The 17,408-nt window shown below is 51.9% G+C and carries 13 protein-coding genes, 5 tRNA genes and 1 other RNA gene; 9 read left to right on the top strand and 10 right to left on the bottom strand.

All coding sequences use genetic code 11. From position 1 onward, the window contains the following. Positions 1 to 60: 60 nt before the first annotated feature. The 6 genes from AAY72_RS00095 to AAY72_RS00065 all read right to left on the bottom strand — a co-directional run bounded on the left by AAY72_RS00095 (position 61) and on the right by AAY72_RS00065 (position 2,612). Positions 61 to 1,689, bottom strand: coding sequence for a response regulator (locus AAY72_RS00095; RefSeq protein WP_057785091.1), 1,629 nt, complete (start codon positions 1,687 to 1,689; stop codon positions 61 to 63). Positions 1,690 to 1,951: 262 nt separating this feature from the next. Continuing rightward, a tRNA-Cys gene (locus AAY72_RS00085) sits at positions 1,952 to 2,035 on the bottom strand. 25 nt (positions 2,036 to 2,060) lie between these two features. Beyond that, a tRNA-Val gene (locus tag AAY72_RS00080) sits at positions 2,061 to 2,136 on the bottom strand. Between the two features lie 106 nt (positions 2,137 to 2,242). Beyond that, positions 2,243 to 2,318: transfer RNA gene (locus tag AAY72_RS00075), tRNA-Val, on the bottom strand. Between the two features lie 106 nt (positions 2,319 to 2,424). Beyond that, a tRNA-Val gene (locus AAY72_RS00070) sits at positions 2,425 to 2,500 on the bottom strand. Positions 2,501 to 2,536: 36 nt separating this feature from the next. Then, a tRNA-Val gene (locus tag AAY72_RS00065) sits at positions 2,537 to 2,612 on the bottom strand. A gap of 197 nt (positions 2,613 to 2,809) precedes the next feature. On the opposite strand from AAY72_RS00065, the gene gltX reads away from it, so the two are divergent. Both gltX and AAY72_RS00055 read left to right on the top strand, forming a co-directional pair. Then, positions 2,810 to 4,222: a glutamate--tRNA ligase gene (gltX, locus tag AAY72_RS00060; protein WP_057785090.1), complete on the top strand. Its 1,413-nt coding sequence runs from the start codon at positions 2,810 to 2,812 to the stop codon at positions 4,220 to 4,222. A gap of 83 nt (positions 4,223 to 4,305) precedes the next feature. Next, positions 4,306 to 5,094, top strand: a complete 789-nt coding sequence (locus tag AAY72_RS00055; protein WP_057785155.1) for a YdiY family protein — start codon at positions 4,306 to 4,308, stop codon at positions 5,092 to 5,094. A gap of 59 nt (positions 5,095 to 5,153) precedes the next feature. Here AAY72_RS00055 and serA read toward each other — a convergent pair whose 3' ends face one another. The 4 genes from serA to ssrS form a co-directional block, all read right to left on the bottom strand. Next, positions 5,154 to 6,380 (bottom strand): phosphoglycerate dehydrogenase, encoded by a 1,227-nt coding sequence (serA, locus tag AAY72_RS00050; RefSeq protein ID WP_008607690.1) that lies wholly within the window; start codon positions 6,378 to 6,380, stop codon positions 5,154 to 5,156. A gap of 105 nt (positions 6,381 to 6,485) precedes the next feature. After that, a complete protein-coding gene (gene rpiA, locus AAY72_RS00045; protein WP_008984079.1) occupies positions 6,486 to 7,142 on the bottom strand; it encodes a ribose-5-phosphate isomerase RpiA in 657 nt (218 codons plus the stop codon). A 99-nt stretch (positions 7,143 to 7,241) separates the two neighbouring features. Beyond that, positions 7,242 to 7,826 carry a 5-formyltetrahydrofolate cyclo-ligase gene (locus AAY72_RS00040; RefSeq protein ID WP_057785089.1) on the bottom strand — a complete coding sequence of 195 codons (585 nt, stop codon included), beginning with the start codon at positions 7,824 to 7,826 and terminating at the stop codon, positions 7,242 to 7,244. 40 nt (positions 7,827 to 7,866) lie between these two features. After that, positions 7,867 to 8,050: non-coding RNA, 6S RNA (gene ssrS / locus AAY72_RS16415), on the bottom strand. A gap of 141 nt (positions 8,051 to 8,191) precedes the next feature. Here ssrS and AAY72_RS00035 point away from each other — a divergent pair. From AAY72_RS00035 to gcvP, 7 genes are all read left to right on the top strand, one after another. Then, on the top strand, positions 8,192 to 8,773 hold the full coding sequence (locus tag AAY72_RS00035; RefSeq protein WP_008951557.1) for a UPF0149 family protein: 582 nt from the start codon (positions 8,192 to 8,194) through the stop codon (positions 8,771 to 8,773). An 8-nt stretch (positions 8,774 to 8,781) separates the two neighbouring features. Beyond that, entirely contained in the window at positions 8,782 to 10,089 is a 1,308-nt protein-coding gene (gene pepP, locus AAY72_RS00030) for a Xaa-Pro aminopeptidase (protein WP_057785088.1), read from the top strand. A gap of 57 nt (positions 10,090 to 10,146) precedes the next feature. Next, positions 10,147 to 11,355 carry a 2-octaprenyl-6-methoxyphenyl hydroxylase gene (gene ubiH / locus AAY72_RS00025; RefSeq protein ID WP_057785087.1) on the top strand — a complete coding sequence of 403 codons (1,209 nt, stop codon included), beginning with the start codon at positions 10,147 to 10,149 and terminating at the stop codon, positions 11,353 to 11,355. After that, positions 11,342 to 12,541 carry an FAD-dependent oxidoreductase gene (locus AAY72_RS00020; protein ID WP_057785085.1) on the top strand — a complete coding sequence of 400 codons (1,200 nt, stop codon included), beginning with the start codon at positions 11,342 to 11,344 and terminating at the stop codon, positions 12,539 to 12,541. Before ubiH ends, AAY72_RS00020 begins: the two co-directional genes overlap by 14 nt. Positions 12,542 to 12,772: 231 nt before the next feature. Next, entirely contained in the window at positions 12,773 to 13,852 is a 1,080-nt protein-coding gene (gene gcvT, locus AAY72_RS00015; RefSeq protein ID WP_057785083.1) for a glycine cleavage system aminomethyltransferase GcvT, read from the top strand. 132 nt (positions 13,853 to 13,984) lie between these two features. Continuing rightward, positions 13,985 to 14,374, top strand: a complete 390-nt coding sequence (gene gcvH / locus AAY72_RS00010; RefSeq protein WP_008951563.1) for a glycine cleavage system protein GcvH — start codon at positions 13,985 to 13,987, stop codon at positions 14,372 to 14,374. A 79-nt stretch (positions 14,375 to 14,453) separates the two neighbouring features. Continuing rightward, entirely contained in the window at positions 14,454 to 17,345 is a 2,892-nt protein-coding gene (gcvP, locus tag AAY72_RS00005; protein ID WP_057785081.1) for an aminomethyl-transferring glycine dehydrogenase, read from the top strand. The last annotated feature ends 63 nt before the right edge of the window (positions 17,346 to 17,408 follow it).

The following is a 17,408-nucleotide window of genomic DNA, read 5'->3' as shown; positions in this document are numbered from 1 at the left end:
AGTATCTCTGCAAGTGAAAGCGTATTTGCCGGAAACTTATTGCAGGGCCGGCGATTAAGCTCAGCCGTTCATTTGTAACGGCTGTTGCTTGCTTTTTAGCTGCTCATAACGACGTTGCTGCTCCGGTTTCAGGCTGGCGGCTGCAATAACCTGCTCGCATTGGTGTTGTAACCGCAGTTTTTCTTGTACTCCACATAAGGGCCTGGGGCTGGTTAACAGCGTTTGCAACAGGTTTAAGGCAATGCCGGCATTTTTCGGCATCACTTTATGTGCCAGGCTAAAGGCTTCGAAGGCTTGTTCCCAATGGCCACGTTGATACAGTTGCACTGCACTGTTGTTGAGCTCACGTGGTCCTTGCTTCATTTGTACCCGTTCGGCTTGCTCCTGTTGCAGATACGCAGTCAATACCGGATCGGCTTGCTGCTGTTTGCAATAGTCACTAATTTGCTGAAAAAGTTGCTCGGCGGCATCCGCTAAACCAAGTTCGTGTAATGCTTTAGCTTTATCCAGTGCATCTTCCAGTGAGCTAATCGGTTGGTCGTTTTTCAGATCACGCAGCAGTGCTTTGGCTTTGTCTTTATGGTCCTGCAGATACAATAAACGGGCTTGTAAGATCAGTTGCTGCTCGCTGAGATCCTGTTTACCGAATTGCTTTTGCAGCGCTTGTAAACTGAGGGTCACCTGTCGGTTTAAGCGGCTTTGTTGTTCTTCGTCTTCACTGGCCAGCGCATAATCAATACTGGCACGCGCCAGGTTCAGATATAAGTCCGGCTGTTCAAACATCGAGTAACGGGCATATTTCACCATATCTTTGGCAGCACGATACTGAGTTTCATAATCATGATTTAAACGTGACAGCTGTAGTAGCTTTTGCTGGCGCAACAAATTACGCGGTGCCAGCTCTGCGGCATCAATCAAATGCTGCTGAGCTTGCTGATAGCGCTGCTGTTTAAATTCGAGTTCCGACAGTAAATCCAGTGCAAACAGGCGACTTTCCGTTCGCAATAACAAGGGCTCTAACTCATTAAAAGCCTGCTGTTCCCGGCCTTGTTGCATATAGCAACGTACCAGCCCCATGCGCGCCCAGCTAAAGGGTTGGATGCTGAGCATGGCTAAAAAGAAATGTTCGGCATCCTCATAGTCTTGCTGTGCAAGTAAGATATCGCCTTTGAGCTTAAGGAGTAGTGGAAACCACTTGTGCTGGCTGGCATCTGACAGCTGTTCATCAATATGGCGCAACGCTGACGGATATTGCTGGTTATCTAATAACTGATATAAAGGCCGCAGTTGTTGTTTGCGTTTAAGCACGCGCTCAATCCGCAGCTGCAGATCTTTAATCGCGAAGGGTTTGGCCAGAAATTCATCTGGCTGTAACTCAATCACGCTATGCACCAGGGTCGGATCGGTTTCCGCGCTGATAAAAATTAGTGCCGTAGCATGCTTTTGCAACCCACTAAACTTCAACTCAGCAAACAGTTGAAAACCGTCCTTGCCTTCAGCCTGGTTGAAGGAGCAAATAATCAGATCAAACAGGTTGTTACGGCAAAGATTAAGCGCCAGTTGGGCGCGGTCGGCAATGGTAATGTTCTGATAACCGAGTTGCTCCAGCGTGTAACGCAAATAACTTTGCGACAGCTGTTGCTCATCAATGATTAGAATGCGTTCGTCCCGCTTGGGTACATGTTCCATTACTGGCGGTGCCTGAGAGAAAGTACTTTAGTTACTATAGCAATTTTTTGGCTTGAGTTAACGGGGCGAGATCAATAAATGCGATTTTGAGTGGTGCGCGGGCGGTGCTTTCCCAGCTGAGCTAACAATCGAAGGAGATATTGCTGTGTAGAATTGGTGGATTGTACTGGGTTCGAACCAGTGGCAACCGTGTTTTTGTAAAAAGCGGGCGGTGCTTTCCCAGCTGAGATAACAATCGAAGGAGATATTGCTGTACAGAATTTGGTGGATTGTACTGGGTTCGAACCAGTGGCAACCGTATTTTTGTAAAAAGCGGGCGGTGCTCTCCCAGCTGAGCTAAAAATCCATTAGAGTATCGCTGTATAGAATATTGGTGGATTGTACTGGGTTCGAACCAGTGACCCCCGCCTTGTAAGGGCGGTGCTCTCCCAGCTGAGCTAACAATCCATGGGAGTATCGCTGTGTAAAATATTGGTGGATTGTACTGGGTTCGACCCAGTGACAACCGTCTCTTCGTAAAGAGCGGGCGGTGCTCTCAACGATTTTAAAAAATTGGTGGATTGTACTGGGTTCGAACCAGTGACCCCCGCCTTGTAAGGGCGGTGCTCTCCCAGCTGAGCTAACAATCCATGGGAGTATCGCTGTGTAAAATATTGGTGGATTGTACTGGGTTCGACCCAGTGACAACCGTCTCTTCGTAAAGAGCGGGCGGTGCTCTCAACGATTTTAAAAAATTGGTGGATTGTACTGGGTTCGAACCAGTGACCCCCGCCTTGTAAGGGCGGTGCTCTCCCAGCTGAGCTAACAATCCATGGGAGTATCGCAAATCATAATTAAATTAAAAAATTGGTGGATTGTACTGGGTTCGAACCAGTGACCCCCGCCTTGTAAGGGCGGTGCTCTCCCAGCTGAGCTAACAATCCACGCTGCGATGGCGCACATTATAGGGAGCGTGATTTAGCTGTCAACTTTATTTTCGGGCAAAGTACGCTGTATGCCGCAAAAGTAAACAGTAGAGTGAAAAAAACCAGCTTTTGCCGCTACGCCTCGGGTGCATCTGCCGGCGCGGATTGCTACAATACCGCCCCTTAGTTATTTGCCCGTCAGAAATGGAAAGATTATGTCGTTAGTGACCCGTTTTGCTCCCAGCCCAACTGGCTATTTGCACGTTGGTGGTGCCCGTACTGCTTTATACAGCTGGCTGTTTGCCAGAAAAAATGGCGGTAAATTTATCCTGCGCATCGAAGATACCGATCTGGAACGCTCAACTCAGGAATCGGTAGACGCGATTTTAGAAGGTATGCAGTGGCTGGGACTGGATCACGACGAAGGCCCGTACTATCAAACCAAACGCTTTGACCTGTATAAAGAAGTGGTGGCGCAGCTGTTGGCAGAAGGCAAAGCCTATAAGTGCTTCTGCACGGTGGAAGAACTGGATGCGATGCGCGAAGCACAAATGGCTGCCGGTGAAAAACCAAAGTACAACGGTATGTGGCGAGATCGCACTGATCATCCGGCCGATAAGCCTTATGTCATTCGCTTTAAAAACCCGCTGGATGGCGTGGTTGTGATTGACGATATGATTAAAGGCCGCATTGAAATCGCCAATGCTGAGCTGGATGATCTGGTAATTGCCCGCAGTGACGGCACCCCAACCTATAACCTGACGGTGGTGGTTGATGACTGGAAAATGGGCATTACCCATGTGATCCGTGGTGATGACCACGTTAATAACACCCCGCGGCAGATGAATATTCTGGCGGCGCTGGGCGCTGAGATCCCCAAATACGCCCACGTGCCGATGATTCTTGGCGACGATGGTAAGCGGTTATCAAAACGTCATGGCGCTGTTGGCGTTATGCAGTATCGCGATAATGGCTTCTTGCCACAGGCATTGATCAACTATTTAGTTCGTCTGGGTTGGTCACATGGTGACCAGGAAATCTTTAGTCTGGACGAGCTGGTACAGCTGTTCGACCTGTCATCTTGTAACCGTGCCCCATCGGCCTTTAATACCGACAAGCTGATCTGGTTAAATCAACACTATATGAAAACCCTGCCGGCACAGGATGTTGCCAGTCATTTAGCCTGGCATGTTGCTGAGCAAAAACTGGATATCAGCACCGGGCCAAGTCTGGCGCAGCTGGTGCAGGTACAAGCCGAGCGGGTAAAAACCTTAAAAGAAATGGTGGAAGTCAGCCGTTATTTTTATGAAGACTTTAGCGAATTTGAAACCAGTGCGGCAGCTAAACATTTAACTGCAGCGGCGGCTGAACCTTTGGCGCTATTACTGGCCAAATTAACCAGTTTGTCGGATTGGTCTGCTGAGCAGATCCAGTCCCAAATTAAAGATACTGCGGCTGAGCTTAATCTTGGTATGGGTAAAGTCGGGATGCCATTACGGGTAGCCGTAACGGGTGGCGGTAATTCACCGGCATTGGATGTTACGCTAACCTTGATTGGTAAAGCGCGTTGTCTGGCACGGATTGAAATGGCGCTGGCTTATATCCGGCAACACACTGCGTCGGCCTGAGCAACTTAAGGTTGTCAACGCCAGGTGGCCCTGGCGTTGTAGCAGGCGGCAGTAATATTAATTCTAACTATTCAGATCTGAACATGCCTGTCTTAATTTTTTTACTTGGGTTGCTGGCATTTAATGCCGTTGCCAATGAAGAGCCCGAAGAGGCTGAACCACTTGTCCCCGAATTACGTGACCTTGGGATCCTTGGTACTATCACCGGCGATATTGAGCTTGGGTTTCTGTTTATCGATGGTAATACCGACGCCCGCGGCTGGCGGGTCAATACCGAAATGGTGCACGAAAATGATTTCTTCCGTAACCGCTATAATATTCAGGGCCGGGTACAGAAAAATCAGTTTACCGATAGCGCCACCGGTGAGGTACGCAGCGAACCGACAGTAAAGCGTTATGCTGTGTCCGCCCAGAGCAACTATAAGTTTCTGACCGGTACCACCTCGTTCTTTGGTCGCGGTGCTTATGCGTACGATATGTTCGGTTCATTCCGTCAGGTCGGCTCGCTGGCTACCGGTTATGCTAACCGGGTTTATGAAAAGCAATCTAATTACCTGGATTTAGAGACCGGCCCGGGCTTTGCGTATCGCGAAAGTGCCAGTCGCAATACGACTATGGGTTTTATCTGGTTTTTAGCGGCAAACTTTGAGCAGGAAATCTATAAAGGCAGCCGGTTCCGGCAAACCTTTGAAGGTAATGTGTCGCTGGATGGTGAAAACTCGATGTTTACCAGCCGCAGTTCGTTAACGTCGCAAATTAATGGTCGCTTAGCGATGCGTGTGAGTTTTTCAGTAAACCACAACTCACGGCCAGAAGGTGATCTGGAAACCACGGATACGGAAACGTCCGCATCTTTAGTGTATTCCTTTTAAGCACAGAACCAATATAAAAAAGGGCAGCTTTAGCTGCCCCGTCATGTTAAATACTACGTTTAATGTAGCACCCGCGCTCTTAAGGTACCCGGAATGGCTTTTAGCTCATTCAGTGCCAGTTCGTGATCGGCCGAGTCAATATCAATCACCACATAACCAATTTCCTGCACAGTTTGCAGGTACTGGCCGGAGATATTGATATTATGCCGGGCAAAGGCTTCGTTGATCTTGGTCAGCATACCCGGTTGGTTTTTGTGGATATGCAGCAGGCGTGAGCGGCCTTTATGCTCAGGCAGCGACACTTCCGGGAAATTCACCGCCGACAGGGTCGAGCCGTTATCACTGTATTTCACCAACTTACCGGCGACTTCAAAGCCGATATTCTCCTGCGCTTCCTGAGTCGAGCCACCGATATGCGGCGTTAAAATCACATTATCAAACTGGCGCAGTGGCGAGATAAATTCTTCGTCGTTGCCTTTAGGCTCCACCGGGAATACATCGATGGCGGCGCCGGCCAGCTTTTTGCTTTGTAACGCGCTGGTCAGGGCATCGATATCAACCACAGTGCCACGCGAGGCATTGATCAGGATAGCACCGTGCTTCATCAGCTCCAGTTCGGCTTCGCCAATCATATTTTTGGTTTGTGGCGTTTCCGGCACATGCAGGCTGATCACATCGGATGTTTTCAGTAAGCTGCCTAAATCTACCTGTACCGCATTGCCCAGTACCAGCTTGTTTTCGATATCGTAAAACTGCACCCGCATACCGATATTTTCGGCCATAATGCCAAGCTGAGTACCGATATGGCCATAGCCGATAATGCCGAGCGTTTTACCGCGTGCTTCAAAGGAGTTATCGGCGGTTTTTAACCACTCGCCACGATGAGCCGCGGCATTACGCTGCGGAATACCGCGCAGTAACATAATAATTTGTCCCAGCACCAGTTCAGCCACCGAGCGGGTATTAGAAAAGGGCGCATTAAACACCGGGATGGCGCGTCTTAAGGCCGCGTCCAGATCCACTTGATTGGTACCGATACAGAAGCAGCCGATCGCCACCAGCTTAGAGGCAGCTTCTAACACCTTGTCGGTAAGCTGGGTGCGCGAGCGAATGCCGATAAAGTGCGCATCTTTAATCCGCTCAATCAACTCGTCTTCCGGCAGCGAGGTTTTCAGATACTCGATATTGCTGTAGCCGTGGTCTTTAAAGGTTTGTACGGCACTCTGGTGCAGGCCTTCCAGCAGCAGGATCTTAATTTTGTCTTTTGCCAGCGAAAATTTTTCCATGGTCACTTCTCTTGTGCTTAATATAAATGCCGCCCGGTTGTCTTCACTGCCCCTTAAGCGGGGCTATTGTTATAAAAACAGTTCTATCAAAAGCTTTGTTTAGTGTTAGCGCAGTACCTGAGTACCCTCAGCGCTGCCCACCAAGACCAGATCGGCGGCGCGAGCGGCAAAGATGCCGTTGGTAACAACACCAACGATATTATTAATCTGCTGCTCCAGCGCTAACGGCTCGCTGATACGTAAACCGTGCACATCAATAATCAGATTACCGTTATCGGTGACCACGCCTTCGCGTACTACCGGTTTACCACCCAGTTTTGCCAGTTCGCGGCTGACATAGCTGCTGGCCATCGGGATCACTTCAACCGGTAGCGGGAATTTGCCTAATACCTCAACCTGCTTGGTACTATCGACGATACAGATAAAGGTTTTGGCGACAGCGGCGACAATTTTTTCGCGGGTCAGGGCGGCACCACCGCCTTTAATCATTTGTTTAGCGGCGTTAATTTCGTCGGCGCCATCAACATAGACGCCAAAGCCGCTGATGCTGTTTAAATCCAGCACCGGAATGCCCAGTGCCTTTAAGCGGGCGGTAGATTGTTCAGAGCTGGAGACGGCACCGGCGATTTGATCTTTGATCTCGGCCAGAGCGTCAATAAAGTGGTTTACGGTAGAGCCGGTGCCGACACCGACAATTGTCTGTGGCTCGATATAGGCCACGGCGGCGCGGGCCGCGTTGCGTTTCATTTCATCTTGCGTCATGGAGGGTTCGCTTTATGCGTTTAGCCATAAAGATGGATAGTATATCGGCTGCCAGAAAAAAAGACAGTGTTAGTTAGCGCGGATAATTTTCGGCAAAAACTAGCGGCTAAAACGCAGCAGCCGGCTGCCGGTCGCTACCGCATGCAGCGGTTGATCCCAGGGCTCGATCGGTAACTGCGGCACTTGTTGGCAATCATGCGCCAAACCAATTAGCCGGCAATGATGATTGGCGGCTAACTGCGACAGGGTACGGTCATAAAAACCGCCGCCCATGCCAAGGCGTTGCCCGAGGCTATCGAACGCGACTAAAGGGGTAAAAATCAGATCCAGTTGCTGCACCGGCAGTAATTCAGCGCAGTTTAGTTTCGGCTCCGGAATACCAAAGCGATTGGGTAATAGCGGCGTAGTCGGCTGATAGCGCTGAAAAATCAGATAGCCGGCACAAAACGGATGCAAAATGGGTAAATACAGCGTCTTGCCGGCCTGCCATAAGGCCTGGATTAGCGGCGTGGTATCAATCTCGCTGTCATTACTCAGATAGAGTGCGATATGTTGCGCCGCTAATACCTCAGCACAGGGGAGCAGTTGCCGCACTAATCCGATAGCTGCGTCCTGCTGCGCCTGAGCGCTCAGCTGTTGCCGCCGGTTACGGATTTCAGTTCGCAGTTGTGCCCGATTTAGCAATTCAGAACCCTTGCTGTCAGGAAGAAGAGAAAGTGCAGAAGTGTTCTCCGAAGTTGCCGTGCCCTGTATCAGCCCTTGAACCCAAGGTTCAAGGCGGAACGCCAATGGCCACCGTAGGCTTCCCGGTACTAGCCGGGCCTGCACAAAAGCGACGCAGAAACATCCCTTAACAAAACAATTATCGGCTCAGGGACATCGACAAAACACGAACAACCCAGAGAACGCCCTCAGTATAACACCGCTTTAATCGTGATGAGAAACAAAGCCCGGCAAAAAGCGGCCAACTGCTGCTTGTTTAGGCACAGGTTGGCGTAGCTGTTGCGCAGTGGTAGCATAGCCAGGTTTAGTTAATAAAGGGGCACTTTATGCCATTATCACTGGTACAAAGCTATGAACGCTGGAGCGCAGCCCTGGATGCAGCCTATGTGATGGCTTCTGCCGCAGAATTGCATGGTTTAATCAGTGGCCTGCTGTGCGGCGGTATGCCAGCCGATGCCAGCGAGTTTTTGCCGGTGCTGCACGACTTTTTAAATGACGGTCAGGCCCTGCCTCAGGCGCTAAAAACCGACGTGCAGCAGCTGATCAGCAATACCTCACAAAGCCTGAGTGCTGCCGACTATGATTTCGCGTTGTTGCTGCCGCATGACGATGATGCACTGATCGAGCGGCTGGAAGCGATGGTGGAGTGGGCGCAAGCATTTTTAGTCGGATTTTCGGTACAACAAACCGATTTATCGTTATTAAGCGAAGAAGTGCGCGAAGCCGTGAATCAGCTTAGCGAAGTGACTAAGGTTGACCTTAGTACGCAGGACGATGCCAGCGCCGAAGAAAACGAAGAAGCCTATTTCCTGGTACTGGAACATATCCGGCTGATGGTGTTTAGCTGCTATAACGAAGTCGGGCAGCGGCCGGCGGTAAAGGGCCCGTTAAATAAAACCTTACATTAAGGTCTGCTATGCAAATCGAAGTCTATCAGCAGCGGCGTCAGCAACTGCTGGCGCAACTGCCAGAGCGCTCTGTGGTATTACTGAGTGCGGCCGCCGAGCAAACCCGCAGCCGCGATACCGAATATCCGTTTCGCCAGCACAGTGACTTTTGGTATTACACCGGCTTTAACGAGCCTGATGCCTTACTGATTTTAACTAAAACCACTGCGGGCGAGTGTCGCAGCTTGCTGCTGTGCCGCGACAAAGACCCTTTTGCTGAAATGTGGCAGGGCCGGCGGCTGGGGCCAGCTGCGGCACTGACTACCCTGGGTTTAAATGCCGTTAGTCTGAGTGAGCGTAGCGCCAGCTTGCAGCAGGCATTAAATGGCATGCAGGCGGTGTATCTGAATTTAGGTGATGAACCGGCATTACAGCAGGAAGTGCTGACCATTATGCAGGGGCTCAAACAGCGTGAAAAACGCGGTGAGCAGGCGCCGGTGGCGCTGATGGACCTTAGGCCTTATAGCAGCGAACAACGGCTGATAAAAAGTGCCGACGAAATTGCGATAATGCGTCGCGCCGGCCAAATCAGCACTCAGGCCCATCATCGCGCCATGCGCTTTTGCCATGCCGGCGGCTGGGAATATCAGTTAGAAGCCGAGATCCTGCATGAATTTGCGCTGCATGGTGCCCGTTTCGCTGCCTATAACACCATAGTCGGTAGTGGCGACAACGGCTGTATTTTGCATTACACCGAAAATAGCAGCCAGCTGACTGATGGCGAGCTGGTATTAATTGATGCCGGCTGCGAGTTACAGGGCTATGCCGCTGATATTAGCCGCACCTTCCCGGTAAATGGCCGTTTTACCCCGGAGCAGGCGGCGCTGTATCAGCTGGTATTAGACGCCCAGCTCTGCTGTATCGCCGCGGTTAAACCCGGTTGCACCTTTGCACAGTTAAATGCCATTGCCGAGCAGGTGCTGACCAAAGGGTTGCTGGAATTAGGTATTTTGCACGGCGATTTGACCGAGCTCATAACCAGTAAAGCCTGTAAGCAGTATTTTATGCATGGTATAGGCCATTGGCTGGGGCTGGACGTACATGATGTCGGCGCCTATAAGGTCGCTGGTAACGATCGGCCGTTTCAACCCGGCATGGTGCTGACCATTGAACCCGGCCTGTATATCGCACCGGGTAGCGAGGCCGCCGAAAAATGGTGGGGCCTGGCAATCCGGATCGAAGATAATATTCTGGTGACCGCGGACGGCCATGACAACCTGACTGCTGGCTGTGTAAAAACCCTGGCGGAAGTAGAAGCCCTGATGGCCAATCGTTAGCCTGACGCTCTGACAGTAATCAGTAACAGCATAAATACACAACAAATAAGGTAAGCCGTGCAAGTAACAAGCACTACCACAGTCGATTTTGATCTGGTGATTGCCGGTGGTGGCATGGCCGGCTCGATGCTGGCGCTGGCATTATTACGCCAGGCGCCGGCATTAAAGGTTGCCATTATCGAGCAGGCTGAAACGCCGGTATCCAAAGCCAGTTTTGATAGCCGCAGTATTGCGCTGGCGGCGGCCAGTGTCGAATTATTACAACGCTGGCAACTCTGGCCACAACTGGCCCAGCAGGCCTGCCCAATCAAAACCATAGCGGTATCCGATCGTGGCCATTTTGGCAAAACCTGGCTTAGTGCCGACGAATACCGTTTGCCCGCCCTGGGGCAGGTGATCGAAGTGGAGCATATTGGTGCCGCGCTGTATCAGGCGTTAGCGGAACATCCGAATTTAAGCCGGCTACAGCCGCGCAGCATCGCCGCCATCGACAAACAGCAAGCTTGGCAACAGCTAACCTTAGATGACGGCAAGAGTGTGAGTACCCGCTTACTGGTGATCGCCGAAGGCGGTGCTTCCAATACCCGGCAGCTGGCCGGTTTTAGTTTAACGGAGCAGCCTTATCCGCAAGCGGCCATTATCGCCAATCTGGCGCTCAGCAGTGCGCATCAGTATAAGGCGTTCGAGCGCTTTACCGAGCATGGCCCTATTGCTTTATTACCGCTGACCCAAAACCGCTATTCGCTGGTCTGGACGGTTCCTCCGGAGCAGGTGCCGCTGTTACTGGCACTCAGTGACAACGAATTTTTAGCGCAAATTCAACAGGCATTTGGTTATCGGGCCGGCGTCTTTACGGCGGTAGGCAGCCGCGCTGCTTACCCGCTGGTGTTAAAGCAAAGCCAGCAGGTGGTGAATCACCGCACCGCATTGTTAGGTAACAGCTTGCATAACCTGCACCCTATTGCTGGTCAGGGCTTTAATCTGGCACTGCGTGATATTGCCTGTTTAAGCCAACTGCTGTCAGAGCAAGGTTTAGCCGATGCCGGTGGCTATGCGCTGCTGCGTGCCTATCAGCAGCAACGCCAGGCCGATATGCAGCAGGTGATTTGGCTGACCGACGCCTTAGTGCGCACCTTTTCTAACCGCTCACGCCTGGTGGCGCTGGCGCGTAATCTTGGCCTGACGGCGATTCTGCTGTGCGATCCGCTTAAGACGCCACTCGCGCGGCAAACTATGGGTTATGGAACTCGTTATGCAAAATCTTGATGTCACCATCGTTGGCGCCGGTAGTGCCGGCTTAACCCTGGCGCTGTTATTGGCAGAGCAGGGCTTAAAGGTGGCGCTGGTGGAAAAGGGCGCTGAGCCATTGCCGGCAACCCCTGCCTATTTGCGCGTAAGCGCCCTTAATCCGGCTTCACAACGGGTGCTGGCCCATTTAGGTGTGTGGGATGGCATAGCCGCGCAGGCCGCTGCTTATCAGCATATGCAGGTGTGGGATGCCGACAGCTTTGGCCGCATTCATTTTGCCGCCGAGCCACCACAGCCGGCCGATTTAGGCTGGATCTGCGATAACGAAGCGATTCGCCAGCAGCTGTATCAAAAAGTACAGCAACAGCCGGCGATCCACTGTTATTTCGCTGCCCAAATTCAGCAGTTAGTGCAATCGGAACGAGAGGTGCTGCTGCAACTGAGCAGCGGTGAGATCTTACTCAGCGAATTACTGGTTGGCGCCGATGGCGTGAATTCATATGTACGGCAACAACTACAGTTACCCCTGACGCACTGGGACTATCAGCAGGATGCGATAGTAGCGGTGATCCATTGCGACGAGCTACATCACGCGACGGCGCGGCAGGTGTTTTTACCGACCGGGCCGCTGGCACTGCTGCCACTGCCGGATCCTAAGCATTGCTCTATTGTCTGGAGTGCCGAAACGAGCCGTGCCAGCGAACTGATGGCACTGGATGATGCTGCCTTTGCGCGCGCCCTAACCGCTGCCAGCCAAAGTGTCTTGGGTTGTTTAACGCTGGCAACAGCGCGCAGTGTGCATCCGCTACGGATGCGTTATGCCAGTGACTGGGTGCGTGGCCGCGTGGTGCTGGTGGCTGATGCGGCACATAGTATTCATCCGTTGGCCGGGCAGGGCATGAACCTGGGTTTAATGGATGTGACTGCCTTGGCTGAATTGTTAGGCAAACAACAGCAGGCGGGTAAACCACTATTTGCCCCCCGCGTGTTGCAGGCGTATCAGCGTTGGCGTAAGGCTGAAGCGCAAAGCATGATCGCGGCGATGGAAGCTTTCAAACGTGGTTTTAGTAATGAGCAGCCGGCATTAAAATTTTTGCGCGGCGCAGGTTTGCTGCTGGCCGATAAACTGCCTTTTGTTAAACAGCAGCTGATGGCACAGGCGCTGGGTAATAGCGGTGATTTACCGGCTTTAGCCAAACCATAGCTGTAGCAATTATTGCTGTCATAAATTTGCCTTAGTTTTTTTGGTAACCCCGGTTGTCGCATTACAAAAAGTAATCCAAATTGGGCTGTTTGCTGGCGGGGTGATCGGGTATAATCGAGCAGTATTTTTTAGTCAGACTGGTAGCAATATTGCGTAATAGGCTGATAACAAAGGTTTATTTGCCAAGCTCAATATTAAGCTGCCGGCCCGCATAATAAACAGGAAAAAATAATGGCTCAAAAAACCGCGTTACACGCCAGCCATCTGGCTGCTGGTGCGAAAATGGTCGATTTCTTCGGCTGGGAAATGCCAATTAACTATGGCTCTCAGATTGAAGAACACCACGCCGTCCGTCAGGATGCCGGCATGTTTGATGTGTCGCATATGACCATTGTTGATTTAACCGGTGCCAATACCCGTAACTTCCTGCGTTATTTATTAGCCAACGACGTTGCCAAACTCACCACCCCCGGCAAAGCCCTGTACAGCGGCATGTTAAACAGCACCGGCGGCGTCATTGACGATTTAATCGTGTACTTCCTGCAAGAAGATTTCTTCCGCTTAGTCGTGAACTCTGCTACCCGCGAAAAAGACTTAGCCCATATCAACGCTGAAGCCAAAGCCTTTAATGTTACGGTAACCGAGCGTCCGGAATTTGCGATGATTGCCGTGCAGGGCCCGAATGCCAAAGCCAAGGTGGCAACCTTATTAACGGCTGAGCAGCAAGCTGCCGTCGCTGGTATGAAGCCATTTTTTGGCGTGCAGGCGGGTAACTTATTTATCGCTACCACCGGTTATACCGGTGAAGACGGTTACGAAATTGCGCTGCCAAACGAGCAGGCGGCAGACTTCTGGCAACAGTTGGTAACTGCCGGCGTCAAACCCTGTGGTTTAGGCGCCCGCGACACCCTGCGCTTAGAAGCCGGCATGAACCTGTACGGTCAGGATATGGACGAAACCGTATCACCACTGGCTGCTAATATGGGCTGGACTATCGCCTGGGAGCCTGGCGATCGTAACTTTATCGGCCGCACTGCGCTGGAGCAGGCCAAAGCGGCCGCTACCGCCAAGCTGGTGGGTTTGGTGATGGAGCAAAAAGGGGTATTGCGCCATGGCCAGAAAGTGATTACTGCTGCCGGTGAAGGTGAAATTACCTCTGGTACTTTCTCGCCGACACTGGGCTTTAGTATTGCGATGGCGCGGGTACCTGCCGCGACCGGCGATACAGCAGAAGTGGATATTCGCGGTAAACTGGTACCGGTAAAAGTAGTAAAACCGGCCTTTGTGCGCATGGGTAAAAAACTGGTCTAAGCTTTATAGCTGGCCAAAAATAATACAATAACGATGCCGGCCTGCTGCCGGAAAGACCAGAGAGGCTTCACCTGGCCGTGCCTGTGCTAACAGGGCGGCAGGTGGCAAGAACACACAGCTAAGGAACTTACAATGAGCAACATTCCTGCAAACTTAAAATACGCATCCAGTCACGAATGGCTGCGCGCTGAAGGCGATGGCATCTACACCGTAGGTATCACTGAGCACGCTCAGGAATTACTGGGTGATATGGTATTCGTAGAATTACCGGAAGTGGGCGAAACGGTAGGCCAGGGCGATGATTGCGCCGTTGCGGAATCAGTAAAAGCGGCGTCAGATATTTATGCGCCGGTTTCAGGTGAAATTGTTGCCGTAAACGATGCCCTGAGCGACTCGCCAGAGCTGGTAAACAGCAGCCCGTACGAAGATGGCTGGATGTTTAAGATTAAAATCGCAGACGAAGCTGAGCTCGGCGCCCTGTTAGACGCCGCCGGTTATCAGAGCGCGATTGACGAAGCTTAATATTACGGCAGATCCTGCCACCCTAAAGCCCCGTAGATAACGGGGCTTTATGTTAGAAAGCACTACCAGGATAATGAGCATGACCCATACCGCTGTGAAAACCCTGACGCAACTTGCGAAACACGACGAATTTATCCAGCGCCATATTGGCCCGGATGCTGCCGAAACTGCGGCTATGCTGCAGGAACTTGGCGTAGAAAGCATCGAGCAGCTGATTGCGCAAACCGTGCCGCAGAGCATTCGCTTGCCAAAACCTTTGGCCATTGGCGACAGCCGCACTGAAGTAGACGCCCTGGCGTATTTAAAGGCTGCTGCGTCAAAAAATAAAATGTATAAGTCTTACATTGGTATGGGTTACCACCCAACACTGACCCCGCATGTTATTTTACGTAACGTGCTGGAAAACCCGGGCTGGTACACCGCGTACACGCCATACCAGCCGGAAATTGCCCAGGGCCGTTTAGAGTCGCTGTTAAACTTCCAACAGTTATCTTTAGACTTAACTGGTATGGAACTGGCCAGCGCCTCGCTGCTGGACGAAGCAACCGCCGCTGCCGAAGCCATGGCGCTGGCCAAGCGCGTGACTAAGAGCAAGTCTAACCTGTATTTTGTTGCCGACGACGTGCACCCACAAACTATCGACGTGGTAAAAACCCGCGCCGAAATGTTTGGTTTTGATATTGTGGTGGGTAAAGCCAGCGAAGCTGCTGAGCAGGACGTATTCGGTGCCTTATTACAGTACCCAACCACTCACGGTGATATCCGTAACGACAGCGCCTTAATTGCCGCGCTGCAGGCGAAAAAAGCCATTGTTGCAGTAGCAACAGACCCAATGGCGTTAATGCTGTTAAAAGCACCGGGCGAGCTGGGTGCCGATGTCGTATTAGGCTCTATGCAGCGCTTTGGTGTGCCAATGGCCTTTGGTGGCCCACACGCTGCCTTCTTCGCGACCCGCGATGCCTATAAGCGCTCTATGCCAGGCCGCATTATCGGTGTGTCGAAAGATCGCCGTGGCAATCAGGCACTGCGTATGGCAATGCAAACCCGCGAGCAGCATATCCGCCGCGAAAAAGCGAACTCCAACATCTGTACTGCCCAGGTATTACTGGCCAATATCGCCTCCTTCTATGCCGTGTATCATGGCCCGCAAGGTTTAAAAGATATCGCCGAGCGCATTCACCGCAGCGCCGATATCTTCGCTGCTGGCTTAAAAGCCAAAGGCGTTGCCCTGGTGAATAGCCACTGGTTTGATACCGTGACCTTTAAAGTTGCCGATCGCGCTGCCGTTATCGCCCGCGCTTTATCAGCCGGTGTTAACCTGCGTACTGACGTGGCCGATAGCCTGGCGGTAAGCTTTAGCGAAGCCACTCAGGCTGGTGATATCGCACAGCTGTTTGATATCGTATTCGGTGCCGGTCATGGCTTAGACGTTAACGCCTTAGATGCGCAGATCGTGGCCAATGGCTCAAGCTCTATCCCAGCCGATTTAGTACGCACCTCTGCCGTATTAAGCCACCCGGTATTTAACCAGTATCACAGCGAAACTGAGATGCTGCGTTATATCAAAAAGCTGGAAAACAAAGACTTAGCACTGAACCACTCGATGATTTCGTTAGGTTCATGCACGATGAAACTGAACGCTACCGCCGAGATGATCCCGATCACCTGGCCAGAGTTCGCGTCTCTGCACCCGTTCGTGCCACGCGATCAGGCCGAAGGTTACTACCAGATGATCAACGAGCTGGGCGACTGGCTGGTCAATATCACGGGCTACGACACTATCTCGATGCAGCCAAACTCAGGCGCGCAGGGCGAGTACGCCGGTATGGTGGCGATTCGTAAGTACCACGAAAGCCGTGGCGAAGGCCATCGTAATATCTGTTTAATTCCGGTATCGGCGCACGGTACTAACCCGGCTACTGCGGCCATGACCAACTACGAAGTTGTGCTGGTAGACTGCGATAAGTCAGGTAATATCGATATGGCCGACTTAAAAGCCAAAGCAGCGGAAGTCGGCGATCGCTTAGCGGCCATTATGGTGACTTACCCGTCTACGCACGGTGTATTTGAAGAAACCATCGCCGAGCTGTGTGAAGTGATCCACTCCTACGGCGGCCAGGTGTATATGGACGGTGCCAATATGAACGCTCAGGTGGGCTTAACCTCGCCAGGCTTTATCGGCTCAGACGTATCGCACCTAAACCTGCACAAAACCTTCTGTATCCCGCACGGCGGTGGTGGCCCGGGTATGGGCCCAATCGGCGTGAAGAGCCATTTAGCGCCGTTTTTACCTAACCATGCGGTCGTAAAAATCGACGGCACCGGCGCCAGCAATGGTGCAGTATCGGCAGCACCTTTTGGTAGCGCCGGCATTCTGCCAATCAGCTGGATGTATATCGCGATGATGGGTAGCGAAGGCTTAAAACAAGCCACTGAATTCGCGATCCTGAACGCTAACTACGTTGCTAAAAAACTGAACCCGCACTTCCCGGTGCTGTATGTCGGTACCCATGGCCGCGTGGCGCACGAATGTATTATCGACATTCGGCCATTAAAAGAAGCCAGCGGTATTACCGAGATGGATATCGCCAAGCGCTTAATGGACTTTGGTTACCACTCACCAACCATGAGCTTCCCGGTAGCCGGCACGCTAATGATTGAGCCAACCGAATCAGAAAGCAAAGCCGAGCTGGATAAGTTTATCGAAGCGATGACGACGATCCGTGCGGAAATTGCCAAGGTAGAAGCGGGCGAGTGGACAGTGGATAACAACCCACTGGCTTACGCACCACACACCATGGCTGACATTCTGGACCCAAGCTGGGATCGCGCCTACGAGCGCACCTACGCCGCCTTCCCGGCGCAGTTTGTGGCAGAAAACAAGTTCTGGCCAACGGTTACCCGTATCGACGACGTCTACGGCGACCGCAACCTGATGTGTTCATGCCCAAGCCCGGAGGCTTACCGGTAAGGTTTACTGCGTAAGTTAAGCTTGTCTGAAAACCCGACCTTGTGTCTGTCTCTTATACACAAA

It is taken from the genome of Alishewanella sp. WH16-1 (assembly GCF_001441695.1).
In the GTDB taxonomy this organism is placed as follows: domain Bacteria; phylum Pseudomonadota; class Gammaproteobacteria; order Enterobacterales; family Alteromonadaceae; genus Alishewanella; species Alishewanella agri.
The sequence above is the reverse complement of the archived record's forward strand: the minus strand, read 5'-3'. Positions and strand labels throughout refer to the sequence as shown.